At 43.5% G+C, this 17,827-nt stretch carries 17 protein-coding genes; 8 read left to right on the top strand and 9 right to left on the bottom strand.

The window, feature by feature from the left end; genetic code table 11:
• Positions 1–4: 4 nt before the first annotated feature.
• The 4 genes from BUC10_RS17090 to BUC10_RS17075 all read right to left on the bottom strand — a co-directional run bounded on the left by BUC10_RS17090 (position 5) and on the right by BUC10_RS17075 (position 5,315).
• Positions 5–2,008, bottom strand: a complete 2,004-nt coding sequence (locus tag BUC10_RS17090) for a fumarate reductase/succinate dehydrogenase flavoprotein subunit (protein ID WP_073181941.1) — start codon at positions 2,006–2,008, stop codon at positions 5–7.
• 2 nt (positions 2,009–2,010) lie between these two features.
• The gene (locus tag BUC10_RS17085; RefSeq protein WP_073181940.1) at positions 2,011–2,679 is read right to left on the bottom strand and encodes a succinate dehydrogenase cytochrome b subunit; all 669 of its coding nucleotides are present in this window, start codon (positions 2,677–2,679) and stop codon (positions 2,011–2,013) included.
• 243 nt (positions 2,680–2,922) lie between these two features.
• Positions 2,923–3,534, bottom strand: coding sequence for a collagen-like triple helix repeat-containing protein (locus BUC10_RS17930; protein WP_073181937.1), 612 nt, complete (start codon positions 3,532–3,534; stop codon positions 2,923–2,925).
• An 80-nt stretch (positions 3,535–3,614) separates the two neighbouring features.
• Entirely contained in the window at positions 3,615–5,315 is a 1,701-nt protein-coding gene (locus tag BUC10_RS17075; protein ID WP_073181936.1) for a helix-turn-helix domain-containing protein, read from the bottom strand.
• A gap of 169 nt (positions 5,316–5,484) precedes the next feature.
• On the opposite strand from BUC10_RS17075, the gene BUC10_RS17070 reads away from it, so the two are divergent.
• On the top strand, positions 5,485–6,375 hold the full coding sequence (locus tag BUC10_RS17070; protein ID WP_073181934.1) for a RimK family alpha-L-glutamate ligase: 891 nt from the start codon (positions 5,485–5,487) through the stop codon (positions 6,373–6,375).
• The gene (locus BUC10_RS17065; protein WP_073181932.1) at positions 6,353–7,312 is read left to right on the top strand and encodes a succinylglutamate desuccinylase/aspartoacylase family protein; all 960 of its coding nucleotides are present in this window, start codon (positions 6,353–6,355) and stop codon (positions 7,310–7,312) included. The genes BUC10_RS17070 and BUC10_RS17065 overlap by 23 nt, the downstream gene beginning before the upstream one ends.
• Here BUC10_RS17065 and BUC10_RS17060 read toward each other — a convergent pair whose 3' ends face one another.
• From BUC10_RS17060 to BUC10_RS17050, 3 genes are all read right to left on the bottom strand, one after another.
• A complete protein-coding gene (locus BUC10_RS17060; RefSeq protein ID WP_073182017.1) occupies positions 7,313–7,750 on the bottom strand; it encodes a hypothetical protein in 438 nt (145 codons plus the stop codon).
• 121 nt (positions 7,751–7,871) lie between these two features.
• Entirely contained in the window at positions 7,872–8,261 is a 390-nt protein-coding gene (locus tag BUC10_RS17055; RefSeq protein ID WP_073181930.1) for a DUF2721 domain-containing protein, read from the bottom strand.
• The gene (locus tag BUC10_RS17050; RefSeq protein ID WP_073182015.1) at positions 8,262–11,105 is read right to left on the bottom strand and encodes a VPS10 domain-containing protein; all 2,844 of its coding nucleotides are present in this window, start codon (positions 11,103–11,105) and stop codon (positions 8,262–8,264) included.
• A gap of 85 nt (positions 11,106–11,190) precedes the next feature.
• Between BUC10_RS17050 and BUC10_RS17045 the strand changes: the two genes are divergently transcribed.
• From BUC10_RS17045 to BUC10_RS17030, 5 genes are all read left to right on the top strand, one after another.
• Positions 11,191–12,483: an aminopeptidase P family protein gene (locus BUC10_RS17045; RefSeq protein WP_073181927.1), complete on the top strand. Its 1,293-nt coding sequence runs from the start codon at positions 11,191–11,193 to the stop codon at positions 12,481–12,483.
• Positions 12,484–12,648 carry a hypothetical protein gene (locus BUC10_RS17905; RefSeq protein WP_165614923.1) on the top strand — a complete coding sequence of 55 codons (165 nt, stop codon included), beginning with the start codon at positions 12,484–12,486 and terminating at the stop codon, positions 12,646–12,648.
• 15 nt (positions 12,649–12,663) lie between these two features.
• Entirely contained in the window at positions 12,664–13,287 is a 624-nt protein-coding gene (locus BUC10_RS17040) for a Crp/Fnr family transcriptional regulator (protein ID WP_073181925.1), read from the top strand.
• A 68-nt stretch (positions 13,288–13,355) separates the two neighbouring features.
• On the top strand, positions 13,356–13,619 hold the full coding sequence (locus BUC10_RS17035; RefSeq protein WP_073181923.1) for a hexameric tyrosine-coordinated heme protein: 264 nt from the start codon (positions 13,356–13,358) through the stop codon (positions 13,617–13,619).
• 114 nt (positions 13,620–13,733) lie between these two features.
• Positions 13,734–14,819: a glycosyl hydrolase 53 family protein gene (locus tag BUC10_RS17030; RefSeq protein ID WP_222843735.1), complete on the top strand. Its 1,086-nt coding sequence runs from the start codon at positions 13,734–13,736 to the stop codon at positions 14,817–14,819.
• Positions 14,820–14,824: 5 nt separating this feature from the next.
• Here the strand turns inward: BUC10_RS17030 and brnQ are convergent, their stop codons facing one another.
• Positions 14,825–16,102 carry a branched-chain amino acid transport system II carrier protein gene (gene brnQ / locus BUC10_RS17025; protein ID WP_073181921.1) on the bottom strand — a complete coding sequence of 426 codons (1,278 nt, stop codon included), beginning with the start codon at positions 16,100–16,102 and terminating at the stop codon, positions 14,825–14,827.
• A gap of 274 nt (positions 16,103–16,376) precedes the next feature.
• Here brnQ and BUC10_RS17020 point away from each other — a divergent pair, with 274 nt between their 5' ends.
• Positions 16,377–16,631: a hypothetical protein gene (locus BUC10_RS17020; protein ID WP_073181919.1), complete on the top strand. Its 255-nt coding sequence runs from the start codon at positions 16,377–16,379 to the stop codon at positions 16,629–16,631.
• 131 nt (positions 16,632–16,762) lie between these two features.
• Here BUC10_RS17020 and thiL read toward each other — a convergent pair whose 3' ends face one another.
• Complete coding sequence (thiL, locus tag BUC10_RS17015) at positions 16,763–17,809, bottom strand: thiamine-phosphate kinase (RefSeq protein WP_073181917.1); 1,047 nt, start codon at positions 17,807–17,809, stop codon at positions 16,763–16,765.
• Positions 17,810–17,827: the final 18 nt, after the last annotated feature.

Genomic DNA, 17,827 nt, shown 5'->3' with positions numbered 1-17,827 from the left:
CTTTTTATTTGTAGGACCTTGTCTTTAGTTCAATGTTTTCGTAAACCAAATCTTCTTTGTGCAGTTCGGCATCCTTTGGTTCACCTTTGAATTCCCATGCTGCAACATATTTGAAGTTTTTATCGTCCCTTAAGGCTTCTCCTTCTTCAGTTTGGTATTCTTCACGGAAATGTCCCCCGCAGGATTCGTTTCTATGAAGGGCATCTTTGGCAAACAATTCGCCCAACTCCAAAAAGTCGGCCACTCTTCCAGCTTTCTCCAGTTCCTGGTTTTTTGAATCGATCGTTCCAGGAATCTTGACGTTCTCCCAGAAATCCTTTCTTAGCTCCGCAATCTCCTTAATGGCTTCCTCAAGTTCTTTCCCATTTCTGGACATTCCGCATTTGTTCCACATGATTTTACCCAACTTCTTATGGTAATAATCCACGGAATGGATTCCGGTGCCAGACATTAACTTTTCCATACGGTCACGGACTCCTTTTTCCGCAGCTTCAAACTCCGCGGAGTCCGTTGGGATGGGTCCGGTCCGAATGTCATCGGATAGATAATCACCGATGGTATAAGGCAACACAAAATAGCCATCAGCCAAACCTTGCATCAATGCCGAGGCTCCCAAACGGTTGGCGCCGTGGTCACTAAAGTTGGCCTCTCCGGCACAGTAGCAACCTGGAATAGTGGTTTGAAGGTTATAATCCACCCAAAGACCTCCCATGGTATAATGTACCGCTGGGTAAATCATCATTGGGGTTTTGTACGGATTCTCATCTACAATCTTTTCGTACATCTGGAACAAGTTTCCGTACTTGGCCTCGATGACTTCTTCACCTAATTTCGTGATAGTTTCCTTATCTGGATCCTTTAATCCGGAAGTAAGAGCCTTCTCTTTACCGTATCGCTCAATCGCCGAGGCGAAATCCAAATAAACGGCCTCCCCTGTCTTGTTCACGCCAAATCCGGCATCGCAGCGCTCCTTGGCAGCTCTTGATGCCACGTCGCGGGGGACAAGATTTCCAAAAGCAGGATACCTTCGCTCCAAATAGTAATCACGTTCTTCTTCTCCCAATTGGGTAGGCTTCAATTTTCCTGCGCGAATGGCATCGGCATCCTCCTTGCGTTTGGGCACCCAAATCCGACCATCGTTACGCAATGATTCTGACATTAATGTCAATTTGGACTGGTGCTCTCCGGAAACAGGAATACAGGTTGGGTGAATCTGGGTATAGCATGGATTGGCAAAGAAGGCACCTCGTCGGTGCGCCCGCCAGGCTGCCATTACATTGCTTCCCATGGCGTTGGTGGAAAGGAAAAATACATTTCCATAACCTCCTGTGGCCAAAACTACGGCATGTCCACTATGCCGTTGGATTTCTCCCGTGACCATATCCCGCGCAATGATACCTCTTGCCTTACCATCAACCAATACCAAATCCATCATTTCATGACGGTTATAAGCTTGGATTTTACCACGGTTGATTTGTCGGTTCATGGCTGCATAGGCTCCCAAGAGCAATTGCTGACCAGTCTGACCTTTAGCGTAGAACGTTCTGGAAACCAATACTCCACCAAAGGAACGGTTGTCCAATAGCCCACCATATTCACGTGCAAAGGGAACCCCCTGTGCCACACATTGATCTATGATATTGGCAGACTCTTCTGCCAATCGATATACATTGGCTTCCCGGGAACGGTAATCCCCACCTTTAATGGTGTCGTAAAACAAACGATAGGGACTATCCCCATCCCCTTGATAATTCTTCGCTGCATTGATACCCCCTTGGGCCGCAATGGAGTGGGCCCGTCTTGGGGAATCTTGATAACAAAATGTCTTCACATTATACCCTAACTCAGCAAGGGTGGCCGCGGCAGCACCTCCTGCAAGTCCAGTACCGACCACTAGCACATCAATATTTCGCTTGTTGGCCGGATTGACCAGATCAATATCATTTTTATGCTTGGTCCATTTATCGGCCAAAGGACCGGATGGAATTTTAGAATCCAATATGCCCATAATTAATGTGTTATTGGGTTAAGGTGGTGATATAAGGCAATGAATGCAAAGCCAAGAGGGATGACCACTGAAAATATTTTTGTGAAAGTTTTTATGGCAGAGCTGTATTTATTGTTCAACCCCATGCTTTGAAAGGATGAGGAAAACCCATGCCACAGGTGAAGGCTCAAAAGTCCAAAGGAAACTACGTAAAGAATGGTTCTCCAGAAGGGAGCAAACTTAACCACGGTCTCCTCATGGTAACGAGTTGGGTCCTCGGGAAGGAAGTTTACGTATTTGTACGCCATTTCATGAACCCAGAAATCGTAAAAGTGAAGCACCAAAAAAGCAAGCACCACCAAACCTGAATAGATCATGTTTCTGGACACCCATGGAGCGTTGGCCCCTCCTTTATATTTTACATAATTGACACCCCTTGCATTTTTATTCTGGATTTCCAGAATAAAGCCCATAACGAAGTGTATGATGACACCCGCTATTAAAATGGGCTGAAGGATAAATTGAACCAACGGATTATATCCCATGAAATGAGACCAGGAATTAAAGGTCTCGGGATCTATGACCGAGGTAATGTTAATTACAAAATGTTGTGTTAGGAAAACAACCAAAAAAAGACCCGAAAGTGCCATCACGACTTTACGGGCAATCGAAGATTTTATCAATCCACTCATCAGTGCTGGTTTTACCTACAAATTTACGGCACGGACGTATGTTTAACAAGTTTTAAGCCTTGGATACGGTCTTATTTAGAAGGATTATAAGCAGTGCGCCTTGGCGTTGAAAGAAAAATTTGAAAATGGCATCAAGATGCTATAAAGATCAAACAATTTTGGGTTTTGGTAGGCTCGGACTGCCTGTTTTTTTTGAAGAAAAGGAAACAGATTTAGTAAAAAGGGGGAACTTTTTAAGGAGAGTTACTCGGTAATTCCAAAATAGTCTGCAACTTCTTTATAGGACATGTTGCTCCAATCTTTATAGGATTTGGAAGCCGGATCGGTAACCGGTGTTCCTCCAGGAATTATAACGTATCTAAATTCACCAAAATAGGTAAAAAGATTTGTGCCGCCATCTAGGGTAGATGCCAGAATTCTTAATGAACTACCCCCAATAAAATTTGCAACACTGAATGTATAGTACTCCTGTTGACTTGTATGGGTATAAGGCAATTGATGAACTACATTGACAAGGGCATTGATTTCTCTTCTGCCATATACCAGAAGGACGTCCTCATTCAAGTTAAAATCTGTGAGACCAAAAGTTTCCAAAAGCTGTTCATTGGTTTCAGAAGCTCCTCCAGTTTCAAAATCTCGGGTTATCCAATCGGAATAGATGACGTTAGCAGTTCCTGGTTCACCCTGCTCGCCTTGTGCACCATCTTGCCCATCGGCTCCTGCAGGCCCCTGTTCTCCTTGCGGCCCGGCGGGTCCAGCAGGACCGGTTGCCCCATCCTCTGCGGAGCAGGACACCAATACCAAAGCACCGCAAAGGGCCATACACATTGTTCTAAACAATTTTTTTGTTTGCATAAATTATAAAGTTTAAAATTTGGGGTAAACCTAGGACTTGATGGAGTGAAAGGAGTCCAGTTTCTTTCAATTTTGAAGAATCAGGACAAGATCAAATGCCTTTGGCGGAACCCAGATGGAGTTTGGCCGGTATGTTTTTTAAATGCGGTATAAAAAGCCGACTTGGAGTTGAAGCCCGATTCAAGTCCTATGGAAACTATGGTGTAACAAGAATAGTTGGGGTTCACTAATATTTGCTTGGCCTCTTCGACGCGATGCTTGTTCAAAAACTCGGAAAAATTGGTCTCCTCCAGTTTGTTGACGATTTGTGAAAGATATCCGCCACTGATGTTTAAGTGCTGACTTACTGTTGTTAGGCTGAGATAAGGATTCAGGTAAGGCTTGTCTTCGGCAAACCAGTGGAGCAATGCTTGGTAGTGGGTGTTGTCGTCGGTCAGTTCAAAGGTGTTTTGGTTAACGAGCTGCCCCAATTTGGTCGATGTCAATTTTGCAATCAGTTGAAATAACAATAGGTGTCGCTCATTAAAAAAGTTTTTTTCCGAATTTTCGGAATCCAGAACCCCCAATAATCGATTTTCATAAACCAATGGAACGGCTAATTCTGAGCTTCTTTTTTTATCATCCTCTATATATCTGACATCATCGTCCAGGTTGTTCACCAATTCCCATTTTTGGTTTTGGGCCACAGAGCCAACAATACCTTTACCAAGCGGGATTTCTATGGGACTTAGGATTTTTCGATTTGCAAATTCCTTTTCGCCATGGGCCGCCTTTTGCTGTAAGATACCCTTGGCGTCGTTCCAGATATACAATACGCAATCTTCAAGACCCAATTTAGAAATGCAATTCTTTGTGATATCCCAGACCACTTCGTCCTCATTTTTTTTGTCAAATAAAGAAGTGGCAAAGTAGCTCAGAATTTCGTTGACATCGGACTGACTTTCCTGGATGGATAGCATTTCGGTTTCGTTAAAAACCTTTTGAAGGGCAGTCACTTGGAAGTTATGCTGAAAGGATTCCAGGGTTTTTCTTTGGGATTCCTTTTCCTTATGTACCATCCTCAAATGTCGATTCCCCATGAAGAAAAGGAGATAATAGAATACAATAAACAAGCCCCAAAGAGGATAGTAAGGACCATGGCCAGACCAGGAGTCGATAAGTTTGATGCCTATTATGACACCGAGCCAGAGTAGACTTAAGACCACCATGACCAAATACATGGTCTTGAGCCACTTGGTCTTTCTCAATACGACCTGATGTGGAAGGTTGCCCATACCCCGCTCGTAGTTTTTGAGCAAACGGTAATTCCATAGAGCGGCTAGGAGGGATAGGGTTAAGGCACTGTTTTCATCCCATTCGGCCCCTATATGGGCCGCAGTCTGGGCGGATATCCACGCGTAACCATTTATTACGTTGACCTTAAGAAAGGAATAGAGTCCAAAAAAAATGATGAAAGGGGCAAAAAAGTACCATTTGTACTTCTTAAACAGATGCAGTTGGTCTGTATACGTATACGCAAAAGCGGTAAAAAGAGCAGGGCATAGAAATTGGAACGGCATATAGAACAAAAGCAATAGAGGATAGGCCTTTGTCAACCCAATATCAATTAGAATGACCTGCAAGATGACCACGAGTGACAGAAGAATGAAGGCAAAAAGGTACCGGTGCAATGGTCTTTTCCAGCCCAAGAGCATTCGGTAAGCACTCAGCATGGCCAAAGGCGTTCCGATTCCCAAAATGATACTATTGTAGAGGTTCCAAGTCATAAGAATAAAGGGCATGTCCGATGGAGAACAATTAAAGGTAGGATTGCTCCTGCCTTTCCTTACGAAATTGTTCCTGATTGACCTTCAAAACTGTATGGATGGTTCGGAAATAAACTTTTATAGTCGGGAGAGATTGTTTTTTTGCGATATTGAGGCAAAGTTTCTCAAACACTAAACCAAGATTTTGGATATAGCCATTTTATCGGTTAGTCTTAATGTGCACTCAACACGAAGGATAGTTGATGAGGCTCAAGCTGCAGGTCATTATGTGGAGCTTATTGATCATACCAAGTGCTCTGTAAAATTGGGCGAGGGCAAACCGCAGATTTTTTTTGGTGATGACAATGTAACCGACGAGTTTGACGCTATTATTCCTAGGATTGGTGCAAAGGTAACACGCCATGGAGCGGCTATCGTGAAACAATTTGAAATGAACAATGTGTTCAGTACCGCTCGATCTTTAGGGATTACCAGGGCTAGGAACAAGGTGAGAACTCTTCAGATCATGGCCAGAAAAGGCATCCCAATCCCGGAAACCGTTTTTTCCATCAATCCTGACGATATAGAGGAACAGATTAAGCTGTTGGGAGGACCGCCGGTCATTATCAAACTTCAGGAAGGTACCCACGGAATGGGAGTTATATTGGCCGAAACCAAAAAATCGGCCAAATCCATTATCGATACCCTCTATAAAATGGACACCAGTATTTTGTTGCAACGGTATATTGAAGAGGCCAACGGGGAAGACATTAGGATCATAGTTGTTGGGAACAAAGTTGTGGCGAGCATGAAACGCACCAGTGATTTGGACGATTTTAGGTCCAATGTGCACAGAGGGGCGGATACCACCGCAATAAAACCCACGGCCAAAGAGCAATTTATAGCCTTAAATGCTACAAAGTATTTGGGCCTTGGCGTAGCGGGTGTTGATTTAATGCGGTCAAAAAGGGGTCCAGTGCTCATAGAGGTAAATGCGTCTCCGGGATTGCAGGGAATAGAAGGGGCAACCGGTATTAATGTAGCTAAGCACATCATACAATTTGTTGAGAAAAATGGGCAGCGAAGGAGAAAATAAAATCATACACATCAACGGGGAGGACGTTTCCCCTGGACAAAACAAACTGGTCCAAATCAATATTGCGCGTTTACCAACGGGCACCCTTATTCATATTCCCGTTCATGTGTTCAACGGGAAAAAAGCGGGCCCAACGGTTTTGGTTCAAGCGGGCCTGCACGGGGATGAGATCAATGGCGTGGAGACCGTTCGCCGTATGCTCCAAGACAATGTATTTCAAATAAAAAAGGGAGCGGTGATCGTGGTGCCAATTCTCAATGTTTTTGGATTTATTCATTTTTCACGAGATGTACCGGATGGTAAAGATGTCAATCGAAGCTTTCCCGGAAGTAAGGTAGGTTCCTTGGCCAGTCGCATTGCGCATACCTATACAACACAGATACTACCCCAAGTGGATTTCGGAATTGATCTGCACACTGGAGGTGGGCAGCGGCATAATTTCCCCCAAACACGATATTCGCTGGAAGATGATAAAAGCAAGCAATTGGCCGAGGCCTTTGATGCCCCTTTTTATTTTGCCAGTAGATTGATCAACGGGTCTTTTAGAAAAACAGCTTTGAAACAAGGAATTCCAACCATTGTTTTTGAGGCGGGAGAAAGTATGCGATTTGATGAAAATAGCATTGAAGTGGGTATCACAGGCGTACATAATGTGCTGGCAAATTTGGGTATGCTTCCCAAAAATTCCTCCTCAAAGAAAAGAAGAACGATCCATTTGGAACGAAAGAGATGGGTCAGGGCCTCAAGGGCCGGGATGTTCATTCCTGAGGCAGAAAATGGAAAAAAAGTGGCAAAAGGCCAGACTTTGGGTTTGTTAACCGATACCTATGCCAAAAAGAACAAGAAGATAAAGGCACCTTTTGATGGATATGTTTTTTGTATTAACCACCAGGCAGTGGTGAATCAGGGAGATGCTCTTTTTCACATAGGGCAGTAACTATTTCAGCACTTCCTTTTTATTTTCCATTTCGGAAATTTTGGTAAGGCTCCATTTGATCGCACTGTCCAAATCGGAGAATTGTCTGATGCTGTTCCGAAAAAACATCCGCTCCAGAATTAAGCTGGCCAATCCACCCTTATTATAGGCAACTACGGAATAGAACTCAAGCTGGTTTCTGTTGGTGTAGAATTTTATCCAATCGGTTGGAACCACCGAATAATTGTTGATGCGATTTGAAATATAGGCAATGGGTTTGTCCTTCCCTATGATTTCATAGGCTGCATCAATGGCCTTTTGCGCCATGGCCCAATTGAATACAACATCTTTCTTGATTTCGGAAATTACCAAACCATCAAAGAAATAAAACACCCCGAATTCGTATTCCCGGATTTCCCTGATATTTCTAAAAAAATCAATTTCTTTTACACACTGCATAACCAAAGTAACCATGGTTTAAATCACCAATAAAGAGTGTTGGAAGGGGTAAAATTATAAATTCTTTGGGGTTAAATCGCAATCCCAAACAACTAAAAGGTAAATTTTTGACGGCTGACCACTATTTTTCCATATTACTGAGTTGAATTCCTAAGGCTTTGGTGGAAAGCTGGACTTCAACCAGGGAAAGTAAAAGTGAAATCATTAAGGCAATCAAACTAACTCCGAAAATGATGTTGGCCCAAAAGTTCATTTCCACATAAATTAAAAACATGGTCACTGCCGAGAGTAAAAAACTTATAATGGCAGAGGCCTGCATGTTTTTGATAATGCGCAATCTACGGCGCAGTTGTTCAATCTGTTTTTTCAAAGGTTGGGAATCCTCCTCCAAATATTGTTTGTGCAGTTGGCGAATGAGTGCAGCTATGGCCAAATAACGAGCATTGTATGCCAACATCGTCAATGAAATGGCAGGGAACAATAAAGCGGGAATGCTTAGCGACAGTTGCATTTATTCTATTTTGAATTCCGTTTTTTCAGTTTGCCCGTTAGTTGTTATCGCAACAACATAGTTTCCTTTAGGAAGATAGGTTTTTCCATTTTTGGCCTCCTTCAGCTTCATTTTGTTACGCTTTAAGAAATTGCTCTTTCCTTTTTTGGAAAAGGCCAGATCATAGGACAAAACGTTTATGCCGCGATCAACAGGCATTTCCGTTGAGCTTACAATAGTTCCATTTACAGTAGTTATTTTGGCGGAACAGCTACCTGCTTTTTTCGAATAAAAACTGACGTCCAATCCCGGAGTATTGGGTTTATCCCATGTATAGCCAGGATTGCCCCATGACTTGGAGTGTTTAATGGTTTCCAAATCAAAAACAACAAACTCCTTGGTCATTGCCTCCGGACTCATTTGTTGCAAAATGGAAATATCGGCTTTGTAAATACTACGGCCATGGGTTCCCACTAAAAGATGTTTGGCCTTCGGTTGTATCACCAAATCGTGGACAGCAACATTGGGCATTCCATTTTGGAGCAGCTCCCAAGAATTACCGCGGTCAAAACTAACATAAAGGCCATTGTCGGTACCGGCAAAAAGTAAATTTTCGTTTTCTGGGTCTTCAACCAGCGCATTCACAGGAGACGTGGGAATACCCTTTGAAATGCTTTTCCAATTTTGGCCATAATCTTCGCTTACGTATATATAAGGAGTAAAATCATCCCATCGATACCCATTAAGGGTGGCATACACACGTTCCTTTTTATGTTTGGATGCGGCCACCTCGCTTACCCATTGGTTTTTTGGAAACATAGATGAAACGTTTGTCCAACTGCCACCAGCATTTTTGGATACTTGCACCAATCCATCATCAGTGCCCACATACAATAGGCCAAATTTGAATGGGGATTCCGAAATCGTGGTCAGAGTTCCATAAGCCACGTTCCCCTGTTTTCCGCCTTGGGTCAAATCCTCAGAAATGGCTTCCCAATCTTTCCCTTGGTTCAGGGAGCGGTGTAGTTTGTTCCCGCCTAAATAAAGGATGTCCTGGTTATGTTCCGATAAAAGAATGGGAGTTTGCCAATTGAATCGATATGGGGCTTCCCCGAGTTCGTGCTTGGGCTGAATATACGTCTGCTTGCCTTTGGACAGGTCAAGCCTGTAGTAGTTGCCAAATTGATATCCTGTATAGACGATATTGGAATTTCGCTGGTCTATTTGGACTTGCATCCCATCTCCTCCCATTATACGCTGCCAAGGGTTTTTTCCATTTTGCTGCCATGCATAATCCTCCTTATTATCATGGGCGCCCTTCCAAACTCCATTATCCTGTAAGCCCCCATAGACGTTATAAGGTTCTTCTTGATCCACATTAATGGCATAGAACTGTCCCACTTTTGGCGTGTTGTTTTTCATCCAATGTGCCCCGTCGTCGTAGGAGATGTTAATACCCCCATCGTTGCCATTGATCAAGTGTCCAGGTTTTGCTGGGTTGATCCACAACGCATGATGATCCGCATGTACATTTTCCTTTCCTATGGAAGTATAGGTTTTTCCGCCATCTTCGGATTTGATCAAGGGGACTCCTGCCAAATAGATACGATCCTTGTTGCTGGGGTCGACCCGAATTTGGGCAAAGTAATACCCATAACTATAAAAAAGGTCGTTGATGTAATCATCGTTCATTTTGTTCCAGCTGCTCCCCGAATCGTCACTTCGATACACTTCTGCACCAATGACCGGAGTGTCGAACAATAGGGAATTGGCATTCTCAAGATACTTGGCCAGGTCTATGGGTTTTACGGCTCCGCTTCTGATCATCTGCTTTACGTTCTCAGCCTTGTACTTTTCATGAAAGCCATTGTTTTTGAGATAATCGTTCAATTTTTTGTTATCCAAGGTCAAAAAGGTTTCTGAATTCATGGACCTTAAGTCTTCTTTGGTGAGTTCGTCTGTTTTTTCTTTTTCCTGCTTTTCCCTTCGAAATTGGCTATCATGGACAGCGTAAACCGTATTATCATCAAAAACAGCAAGGCCTATCCTACCTACGCCTTCCCCGGTCGGAAATCCACTTCCTTCCGCAGTGATCAAAGTCCAATTGCTCCCGCCGTCCACACTTTTATAGATGCCAGAAGCCGCTCCGTTACCCTTAAAATTCCAAGCTTTACGGTCCTTTTCCCAAGCGGCCGCATATTGGATATTGAAATTGTTTGGTGAACAGGCGACATCAATAATTCCGGTTGTGGTATTGACAAAAAGTGTCTGTTTCCAAGTTTCCCCTCCATCTGTGGTTTTATAAATTCCCCGTTCCTGGTTTGGGGAATACAAGTGTCCCGTGACTCCTACCACTACCTCATCTGGATTATTTGGATTGACCAAGATTCGACCAATATGATGCGAATCTGGAAGGCCCATGTTGCTCCAAGTGACTCCGTGGTCTGTTGATTTCAAAATCCCGATACCCGCATATGAAGAACGTGAAGAGTTGTTTTCCCCGGTGCCAACCCAGAGTACACCGGTATTCCAGTCCACAGCAATGTCCCCAATATTTTGGGTGTCTGAGCTATCAATTATCGGGTCAAAGGAAATGCCGTTGTTCTTGGTGTGCCATAATCCCCCTGAAGCATAGGCTACATAAAACTCCGATGGGTCTTTTGGATTTACATCCAGATCCACCACTCTTCCACTCATAATGGAGGGGCCAATATTTTTTAATGGTATATTCTTTACAAGGGAAGTTTCCGCCATCTCCTTTTTCTTGATCAGGGCATCCATAACCTGGTCGGCGGCAGTGGCTTCCTGCTGGGCAGGCAACATTTGAAAAAGCAGGAAAAAAGCGAGGAGTAAAAATGGTTTCATGCAGTCAGGATTTTGTTTCGCGATGGAAGGTATGAATTTGTCTTGGGTATTACAATTGGCTACATTTGGAGAAAGTAATTTTCGCATGAAATACAATCCCATTAGCAACCAGCTCTTTATTAAAAACCGAAAAAAATTTACGGCACAGATGCGCCCAAAGAGTATAGCTGTTTTCAATTCCAACGACATCTATCCCATTAGTGCGGATAGTACCATGCCCTTTGCCCAGCATAGGGATATTTTTTACTTGAGCGGTGCTGATCAGGAAGAGACCGTTTTGGTACTTTTCCCCGATGCGATGGATTCCAAACACAGGGAGATTCTTTTCGTTCGTGAGACCAACGAGCACATAGCCATATGGGAAGGGGCTAAGTTGACGAAAGAACAGGCTACGGCTACTTCAGGAATCGAAACCATTTATTGGTTGACCGATTTTGACAAGGTGTTTTTTGACTTGATGACGGAAGCGGACACTGTCTATTTCAATACCAATGAGCATTACAGACAGGCCGTTGAGACCCAGACCCGTGAGGACCGATTTATTGAACAATGTAAAAAGGACTTTCCGGCGCATCAATGGGCAAAGAGCAATCCCATTTTGCAAAACATCCGAGGGGTGAAGGAACCGGAAGAACTGGATTTAATGCAACAAGCCTGTGATATTACAGAAAAGGGTTTCCGTAGGATTTTGGAATTTACCAAGCCGGGAGTTTGGGAGTACGAGATGGAGGCGGAATATTTGCACGAGTTTGTCCGAAATAGGTCCAAAGGCTTCGCCTATACACCAATCATTGCAGCAGGGAACAATGCCAATGTGCTGCACTATATTGAAAACAACCAGCAAGTCAAAGACGGAGATTTAATATTGATGGATGTTGCGGCTGAATATGCCAATTATTCCAGTGATATGACCCGGACCATTCCGGCCAATGGGAAGTTTACAGCCCGTCAAAAAGAAGTGTACGAAGCTGTACTTCGGGTAAAGGATGAAGCTACTAAAATGCTGGTTCCCGGGACCATTTGGGCAGAATTCCATAAAGAGGTTGGAAAAATCATGACCTCTGAACTACTGGGATTGGGACTGCTGGACAAGTCCGATGTGCAAAACGAGGATAAGAATTGGCCCGCCTATAAAAAATACTTCATGCACGGCACCAGTCATCACATAGGACTGGACACGCATGATTACGGAGAACTGAAAACCCCGATGAAAGCCAATATGGTCTTTACGGTAGAACCAGGTATTTATATTCCCCATGAAGGTTTTGGAGTGCGCTTGGAAGATGATGTGGTCATCCAGGAAAAGGGAGAGCCCTTTAATCTGATGCGCAATATTCCCATAGAAGTTGAGGAGATAGAAGAGTTGATGAACAAATAAATGAGACTACTGGCCCTATTGCAGGTGGATATTGAAAAGAAGATGGAGGAGGCCCCGGACAGCGCTTATGAGATTGGAGTGGTTATCGGGTCCTATATCCCATTTGTACTATTGGTTGTCATTGCCTATGCCATCTATTATTACAGCAAGAAAAAAAGAGGCTAGCGAACCCTTGGTAAAATGAACACCTCTTTCCTTAACGACTGCTATCCCTTTCTAGAGAAACCCTTGATGGAGGAGATGGAGGCACATTCTATTTTAAAGGATTATAATCTAGGGGAATTTATAGTTGAGCAAGGACAATTTGTAAAGTATCTTCCCATTGTGGTCTCCGGGCAGGTCAAGGTGTTTTGCATAGAGGACACCGTGCAGTTTTTGTTGTACTACATTACATCGGGCAACTCGTGCATTTATAGCTTTGCACATATTCTAAATGGTAACCAAGCTGAATTTTCGGCAATTGCCGAGACGGATAGTTCGCTGCTGCTGCTTCCGGTGGAGCGAGTAAAACTTTGGATGACCCAATATCCGTCTTTTGGGAGCTTGGTGGTGGGGGATTACCAAAAACATTACTCAGATTTATTGCAAACCACTAAACAATTGGTTTGTCATAATTTGGAAGAGCGATTGCTGCAATACCTAAGGACCAAATCGGAACTGGAGAATTCAACATTGCTCTCCATTTCGCATCAGGATATAGCGGATGATCTTGGGACTTCCAGGGAGGTGATTACCCGTGTGATGAAAAAACTGGGGATTACCCAAAAAGTGGAACAGCAAGGCCGAAAAATAAAATTACTGTAAAGTAACACCTGTCACTGTTTTGCTTCCGCACCAAAACTAGTTTTGTTCCATAATAAAACTAGAATATCATGTCAGAACAAACCCAATTGATTCCGGGAAACTCCTTGCTAACGGCAACACCGGAAGAAGGTAGGGCACTAGCCCTAAAGATTGCCCGGCTCACTATCAAAATCACACAACCCGATGCCGAGGTACGGGAGCGTCTGCGTCCAGATTATGCGAATGACGCATCCATGTTGATTGCCATTGGACAAACCGTTGCTGCCGAGTTTTCCATTATTGCGGCAGCAAACAATTATTGGAGTTGGTTTAGTCCAAGCGAAAAAGATTAAGAGTGGGAGAGGCGATTTTATCTGATGGTCTGAGGACTCCTATGGTCTTATAGAACTGTAGAGGAAACGCAATATTTTTTTGTGGGTGCCGTTCAAAATTTGAACCCCTCGACTATGTTTCAGAAATTCCATCATACTTTTTGGGTACTATTCTTAGCCCTATCCGCTTGCAGTGATGATCTTGAGGAAAATCAAAGCCCAACTGAAAGAAATTTTAAGATGGGATTCACCACTTGGAGTTATGGGCCGAACCTCGAGGATTTAAACAATACCTATTCCTTTATTGCGGACAATAGCGATATCTATGCCGAACACATTGATAACAAAATTCCGTGGGAAGCCTGGATAAACGATGAACCCCTTCCCACTGCGTTTACCAATGAAATCACCGGAAGGGCAAACCGGAAAATAGCCCAAAAACAACTTTTGCTTTCCGTGAGCCTTCTGAATTCCAACAGGGACGATTTGGCCGAGGATCTAGATGGGAGCATTCCAGCATATACCAATTTGGACGATGAGGAGATCGAAAACGCCTATGTAAAACATATTGATTACCTGTTGGGTCAGTTTCAACCCAATTATCTGGTCATCGCCATTGAGGTGAACGAATTGCGGCTACGGTCAGCGGACAAATGGCCGGCCTATACGCGTTTGATGCAAAATGTAATTTCAAGGATAAGGACAATCCATCCCGGCATCCCAATTTCTGAATCCATTTCACTCCATAACCTCTATGACCCTATTGTTGCCGAACCAGAAGGTTATATTAATGAGATAGTGACCCGCATGAACCAAATGGATTTTGTGGCCATTAGCTTCTATCCTTTTTTTAAGAACCTTACTACGGAAGAGGGGTTTCAGCAAGCCCTTGATTTTTTACATAACCGGGTCAATAAACCTATCGCCTTTGTGGAAACGGGTCATATAGCAGAAGATTTGGTGGTTCCAAACCTTAATGTAAACATTGCAGGGAATGAGACCGGACAAAATAGATACCTACAAACCTTGCTGGCCAACGCAGAGAATCAAAACTATGAGTTTGTGATTTGGTGGGGTCATAGGGATTATGATGCACTTTGGGAGACCTTTCCAGATGAACTTAAGGACCTTGGACAACTCTGGAGAGATACAGGTCTACTTGATGAAGGTGGAATAGAGCGATCTTCCTTGGCCACATGGAGCGACTATTTTTCAAAATAGTGGCATTATGGATTTGATTGATTCGACTTGGTAAGATTTGCCACCAAGAACATCAGCAGGGCTGGCAGTACCCATCCCATATGATTTTCCCTTAGCGGTATCCATGAAGTAAAACTGGCAACGGCATCTCCCCATCCTACACTCCCTAAAAAATCTGGAATGCTGAATAAGACCGTAGCAGCCACCACCCACCGGAAAACTTTGGGGGAGGCCCATTTTTCAGGAACCACATTTAAGATGATCAACACAATGGTAATAGGATAAATAAACATTAGGGCCGGTAAGGCAACCGCAATAATGTAGCCCACATTGAATTGTCCCATTAACACTCCCAAAACGCAACCTATTATCGCAGTAAGGGTGTAGGCAGTTCGGGACTCATTAAATCGACCTTTGATAAAATCCGCGGTACCGGTTACAATTCCCACAGCGGTCGTGAAGCAGGCCAAACCTACTAAAATACTGAGCAGAAATGTAGCCGTATTGCCCCAAGTTTCAAGGCTTATACCGGTAAGAAGAGCCGTTCTGGAAATATCCGCATCAAAGGTGTCACCAAACAATGCCCCGGTCAGGATCAATCCCGCATAGACCAAAAACAATCCAAGTCCAGCAAGCCAACCGGCTTTCCCAATTAGATTTTTCTTTTCCTCATAAGAAGCTTTACCATCCTTTATATTGATGGATATAATAATGACCCCTCCAACAACTACCGCTCCGATGGCATCAAAAGTCTGGTAGCCTTCCAAAATACCATGGGTAAAGGTGTTGGCAAACTGCGAGGAGCCAAAGTTGAAATCCAGGTTAAAAATGGCAGCTCCCATAATCAATAGCAACACAATCAAAATTCCCGGGGTTAAAAACTTCCCAACCACGTCCAGGATTTTGGATCGGTTCACCACAAAAATATAGACCAAGATGAAATAGATAATACTAGTAATCAATGAGGAAGAATTCCAAATGGGCTGCACTGCCATTTCATGGGTAACGGAGGCGGTTCTGGGCGATGGCAACGAAATGGAAATGGCATAAACGATATAACAATAGAAAACGCTAAACGTAGGAGATACCTTTTTGGCAAAATCGAACATGGTGCCCTGAAGTTTGGAGTGTGCGAGAATACCCAAAATGGGTATTAGAACTGCGGAAATACAAAAACCCAAGGCAACAAGCCACCAAAGTCCTCCCGATTTAAACCCTAATTGGGGTGGAAGTATAAGGTTGCCCGCTCCGAAGAAGAGTGAGAAAAGTGCAAAGGCAGTTATGGCGACGGTTTTTCTGTTCATAAAGTGTTAATAATTTTTTGTTAAAATAAATCAAAATACTATATTTCGAACACGTAATTCAACGATGTAATTCCTCTTTTAATCGAGATTCGTGCATTTCGTCGAAAAAAGGGTTTTTCATGTTGGTTCACAAAATAAAAAGTTATCAACAACCGTTGCTAAATAAAAGTGTAATCAAATTTTGACTGTATAATATAAAATTACAACACCAGACTATCGCATTTTCTTCGATCCCCAAATCGACCTGAATGCTTCCCCAAACAACACCTATCTTATGAAGACCACCACTACCCACCATGGCAACAAATTTTCTTCTTTCTTCTGCAACTTATTTGGACACCATTATGTAGTATCCAAAAAAGTAACACAACACATTAAAGAGTACAAATGCCTGCATTGTCAAAAAGAAGTTACCACTGACGCCAGTGGCAGACTTTCTGCATTGACGCCTCAAATGCAGGACATCAACAGCACTCTTGAAGATATGTATCGTAAAAGACGCAGCAGACAAGTTCCACAAGTAGCCTAATAGCGCGTTACAAATTATGAAGTACTACAATTTCTAAGGTTTATCCCGGAGATTGAGTAAGCAGCTCGTTCCATTCAGTCAAGTGCCCCAAGACCGTTTAGCGAGAAGTGCCCTTGGTTTTCGGGATTTTTTTATTCCGCAAAGGAGTTCCAGCCTTGGGCAGTAAGCGCAATTTTTGTGTTGGCCCTTGTTACCAGATGTGCCCCTTCTTCTTTGGATGTCATATGCCCAATGACGGTTAAGTTGGGATTTCCCTTAATTTTATCAAAATCATTTTGGTCTATCGTAAACAGCAGCTCGTAATCTTCCCCTCCTGAGAGCGCGATCATGGTGCTGTCCATTTTGAATTCCTCAGCGGCGGAGATTACCGTTGGATCCAAAGGAATTTTATCTTCAAAGAGATTACAGCCCACCTCACTTTGCTCGCATAAATGCAAAATTTCGGATGAAAGCCCATCGCTAATGTCGATCATGGAAGTAGGCTTGACGGCCAGTTTTTCGAGCAGTTCCACCATATCTTTTCTCGCTTCCGGTTTAAGTTGGCGTTCCACAATATAAGAGTAGGGCTCCAAATCGGGTTGACTATTGGGGTTCACTTTAAAAACTTCCTTTTCGCGTTCCAAAACCTGTAATCCCAGATAAGCACCACCTAGGTCACCGGTGACTACTAACAGGTCATTGGGCTTGGCGCCCTTTCTGTAAACAAGGTCATCTGAATCGGCCATACCCAGGGCCACAACGCTAACTAGCATTCCTTTAGCCGAAGAGGTAGTATCACCTCCTACCAAATCCACATCATAGGTTTTACAGGCCAGGGCCACTCCCGCATAGAATTCCTCCAAGGCCTCCAATGGAAATCTATTGGATACAGCTAGGGAAACGGTTATTTGGGTGGCGTTGGCATTCATGGCATAGACATCGGACAGGTTCACCATGACCGATTTATACCCTAAGTGTTTTAGTGGCATATAGCTAAGGTCAAAATGAACCCCTTCCACCAATAAGTCCGTAGAGACGATTGTCTTCTTGTCTTTAAAATCGAGCACCGCGGCATCATCTCCGATGCCTGTCAATGAAGATGGTTGGTTCAGTTCAAAATGTTGGGTGAGGTGTTTGATCAACCCAAATTCCCCTAGATTTTCCAAGTTGGTACGCTGCGGATTCTTGTCTTCTAACATGGCGCAAAAGTAAACAGG

Origin of the sequence: Flagellimonas flava (assembly GCF_900129665.1) — a bacterium.
GTDB lineage: Bacteria > Bacteroidota > Bacteroidia > Flavobacteriales > Flavobacteriaceae > Flagellimonas > Flagellimonas flava.
The sequence above is the reverse complement of the archived record's forward strand: the minus strand, read 5'-3'. Positions and strand labels throughout refer to the sequence as shown.

Coding starts and splice junctions, on each gene's coding strand:
- BUC10_RS17090 (WP_073181941.1), bottom strand. CDS start 2,008: ATGGGCATATTGGATTCTAAAATTCCATCCGGTCCTTTGGCCGATAAA.
- BUC10_RS17085 (WP_073181940.1), bottom strand. CDS start 2,679: ATGAGTGGATTGATAAAATCTTCGATTGCCCGTAAAGTCGTGATGGCA.
- BUC10_RS17930 (WP_073181937.1), bottom strand. CDS start 3,534: ATGCAAACAAAAAAATTGTTTAGAACAATGTGTATGGCCCTTTGCGGT.
- BUC10_RS17075 (WP_073181936.1), bottom strand. CDS start 5,315: ATGCCCTTTATTCTTATGACTTGGAACCTCTACAATAGTATCATTTTG.
- BUC10_RS17065 (WP_073181932.1), top strand. CDS start 6,353: ATGGGCAGCGAAGGAGAAAATAAAATCATACACATCAACGGGGAGGAC.
- BUC10_RS17060 (WP_073182017.1), bottom strand. CDS start 7,750: ATGCAGTGTGTAAAAGAAATTGATTTTTTTAGAAATATCAGGGAAATC.
- BUC10_RS17055 (WP_073181930.1), bottom strand. CDS start 8,261: ATGCAACTGTCGCTAAGCATTCCCGCTTTATTGTTCCCTGCCATTTCA.
- BUC10_RS17050 (WP_073182015.1), bottom strand. CDS start 11,105: ATGAAACCATTTTTACTCCTCGCTTTTTTCCTGCTTTTTCAAATGTTG.
- BUC10_RS17045 (WP_073181927.1), top strand. CDS start 11,191: ATGAAATACAATCCCATTAGCAACCAGCTCTTTATTAAAAACCGAAAA.
- BUC10_RS17905 (WP_165614923.1), top strand. CDS start 12,484: ATGAGACTACTGGCCCTATTGCAGGTGGATATTGAAAAGAAGATGGAG.
- BUC10_RS17040 (WP_073181925.1), top strand. CDS start 12,664: ATGAACACCTCTTTCCTTAACGACTGCTATCCCTTTCTAGAGAAACCC.
- BUC10_RS17035 (WP_073181923.1), top strand. CDS start 13,356: ATGTCAGAACAAACCCAATTGATTCCGGGAAACTCCTTGCTAACGGCA.
- BUC10_RS17030 (WP_222843735.1), top strand. CDS start 13,734: ATGTTTCAGAAATTCCATCATACTTTTTGGGTACTATTCTTAGCCCTA.
- brnQ (WP_073181921.1), bottom strand. CDS start 16,102: ATGAACAGAAAAACCGTCGCCATAACTGCCTTTGCACTTTTCTCACTC.
- BUC10_RS17020 (WP_073181919.1), top strand. CDS start 16,377: ATGAAGACCACCACTACCCACCATGGCAACAAATTTTCTTCTTTCTTC.
- thiL (WP_073181917.1), bottom strand. CDS start 17,809: ATGTTAGAAGACAAGAATCCGCAGCGTACCAACTTGGAAAATCTAGGG.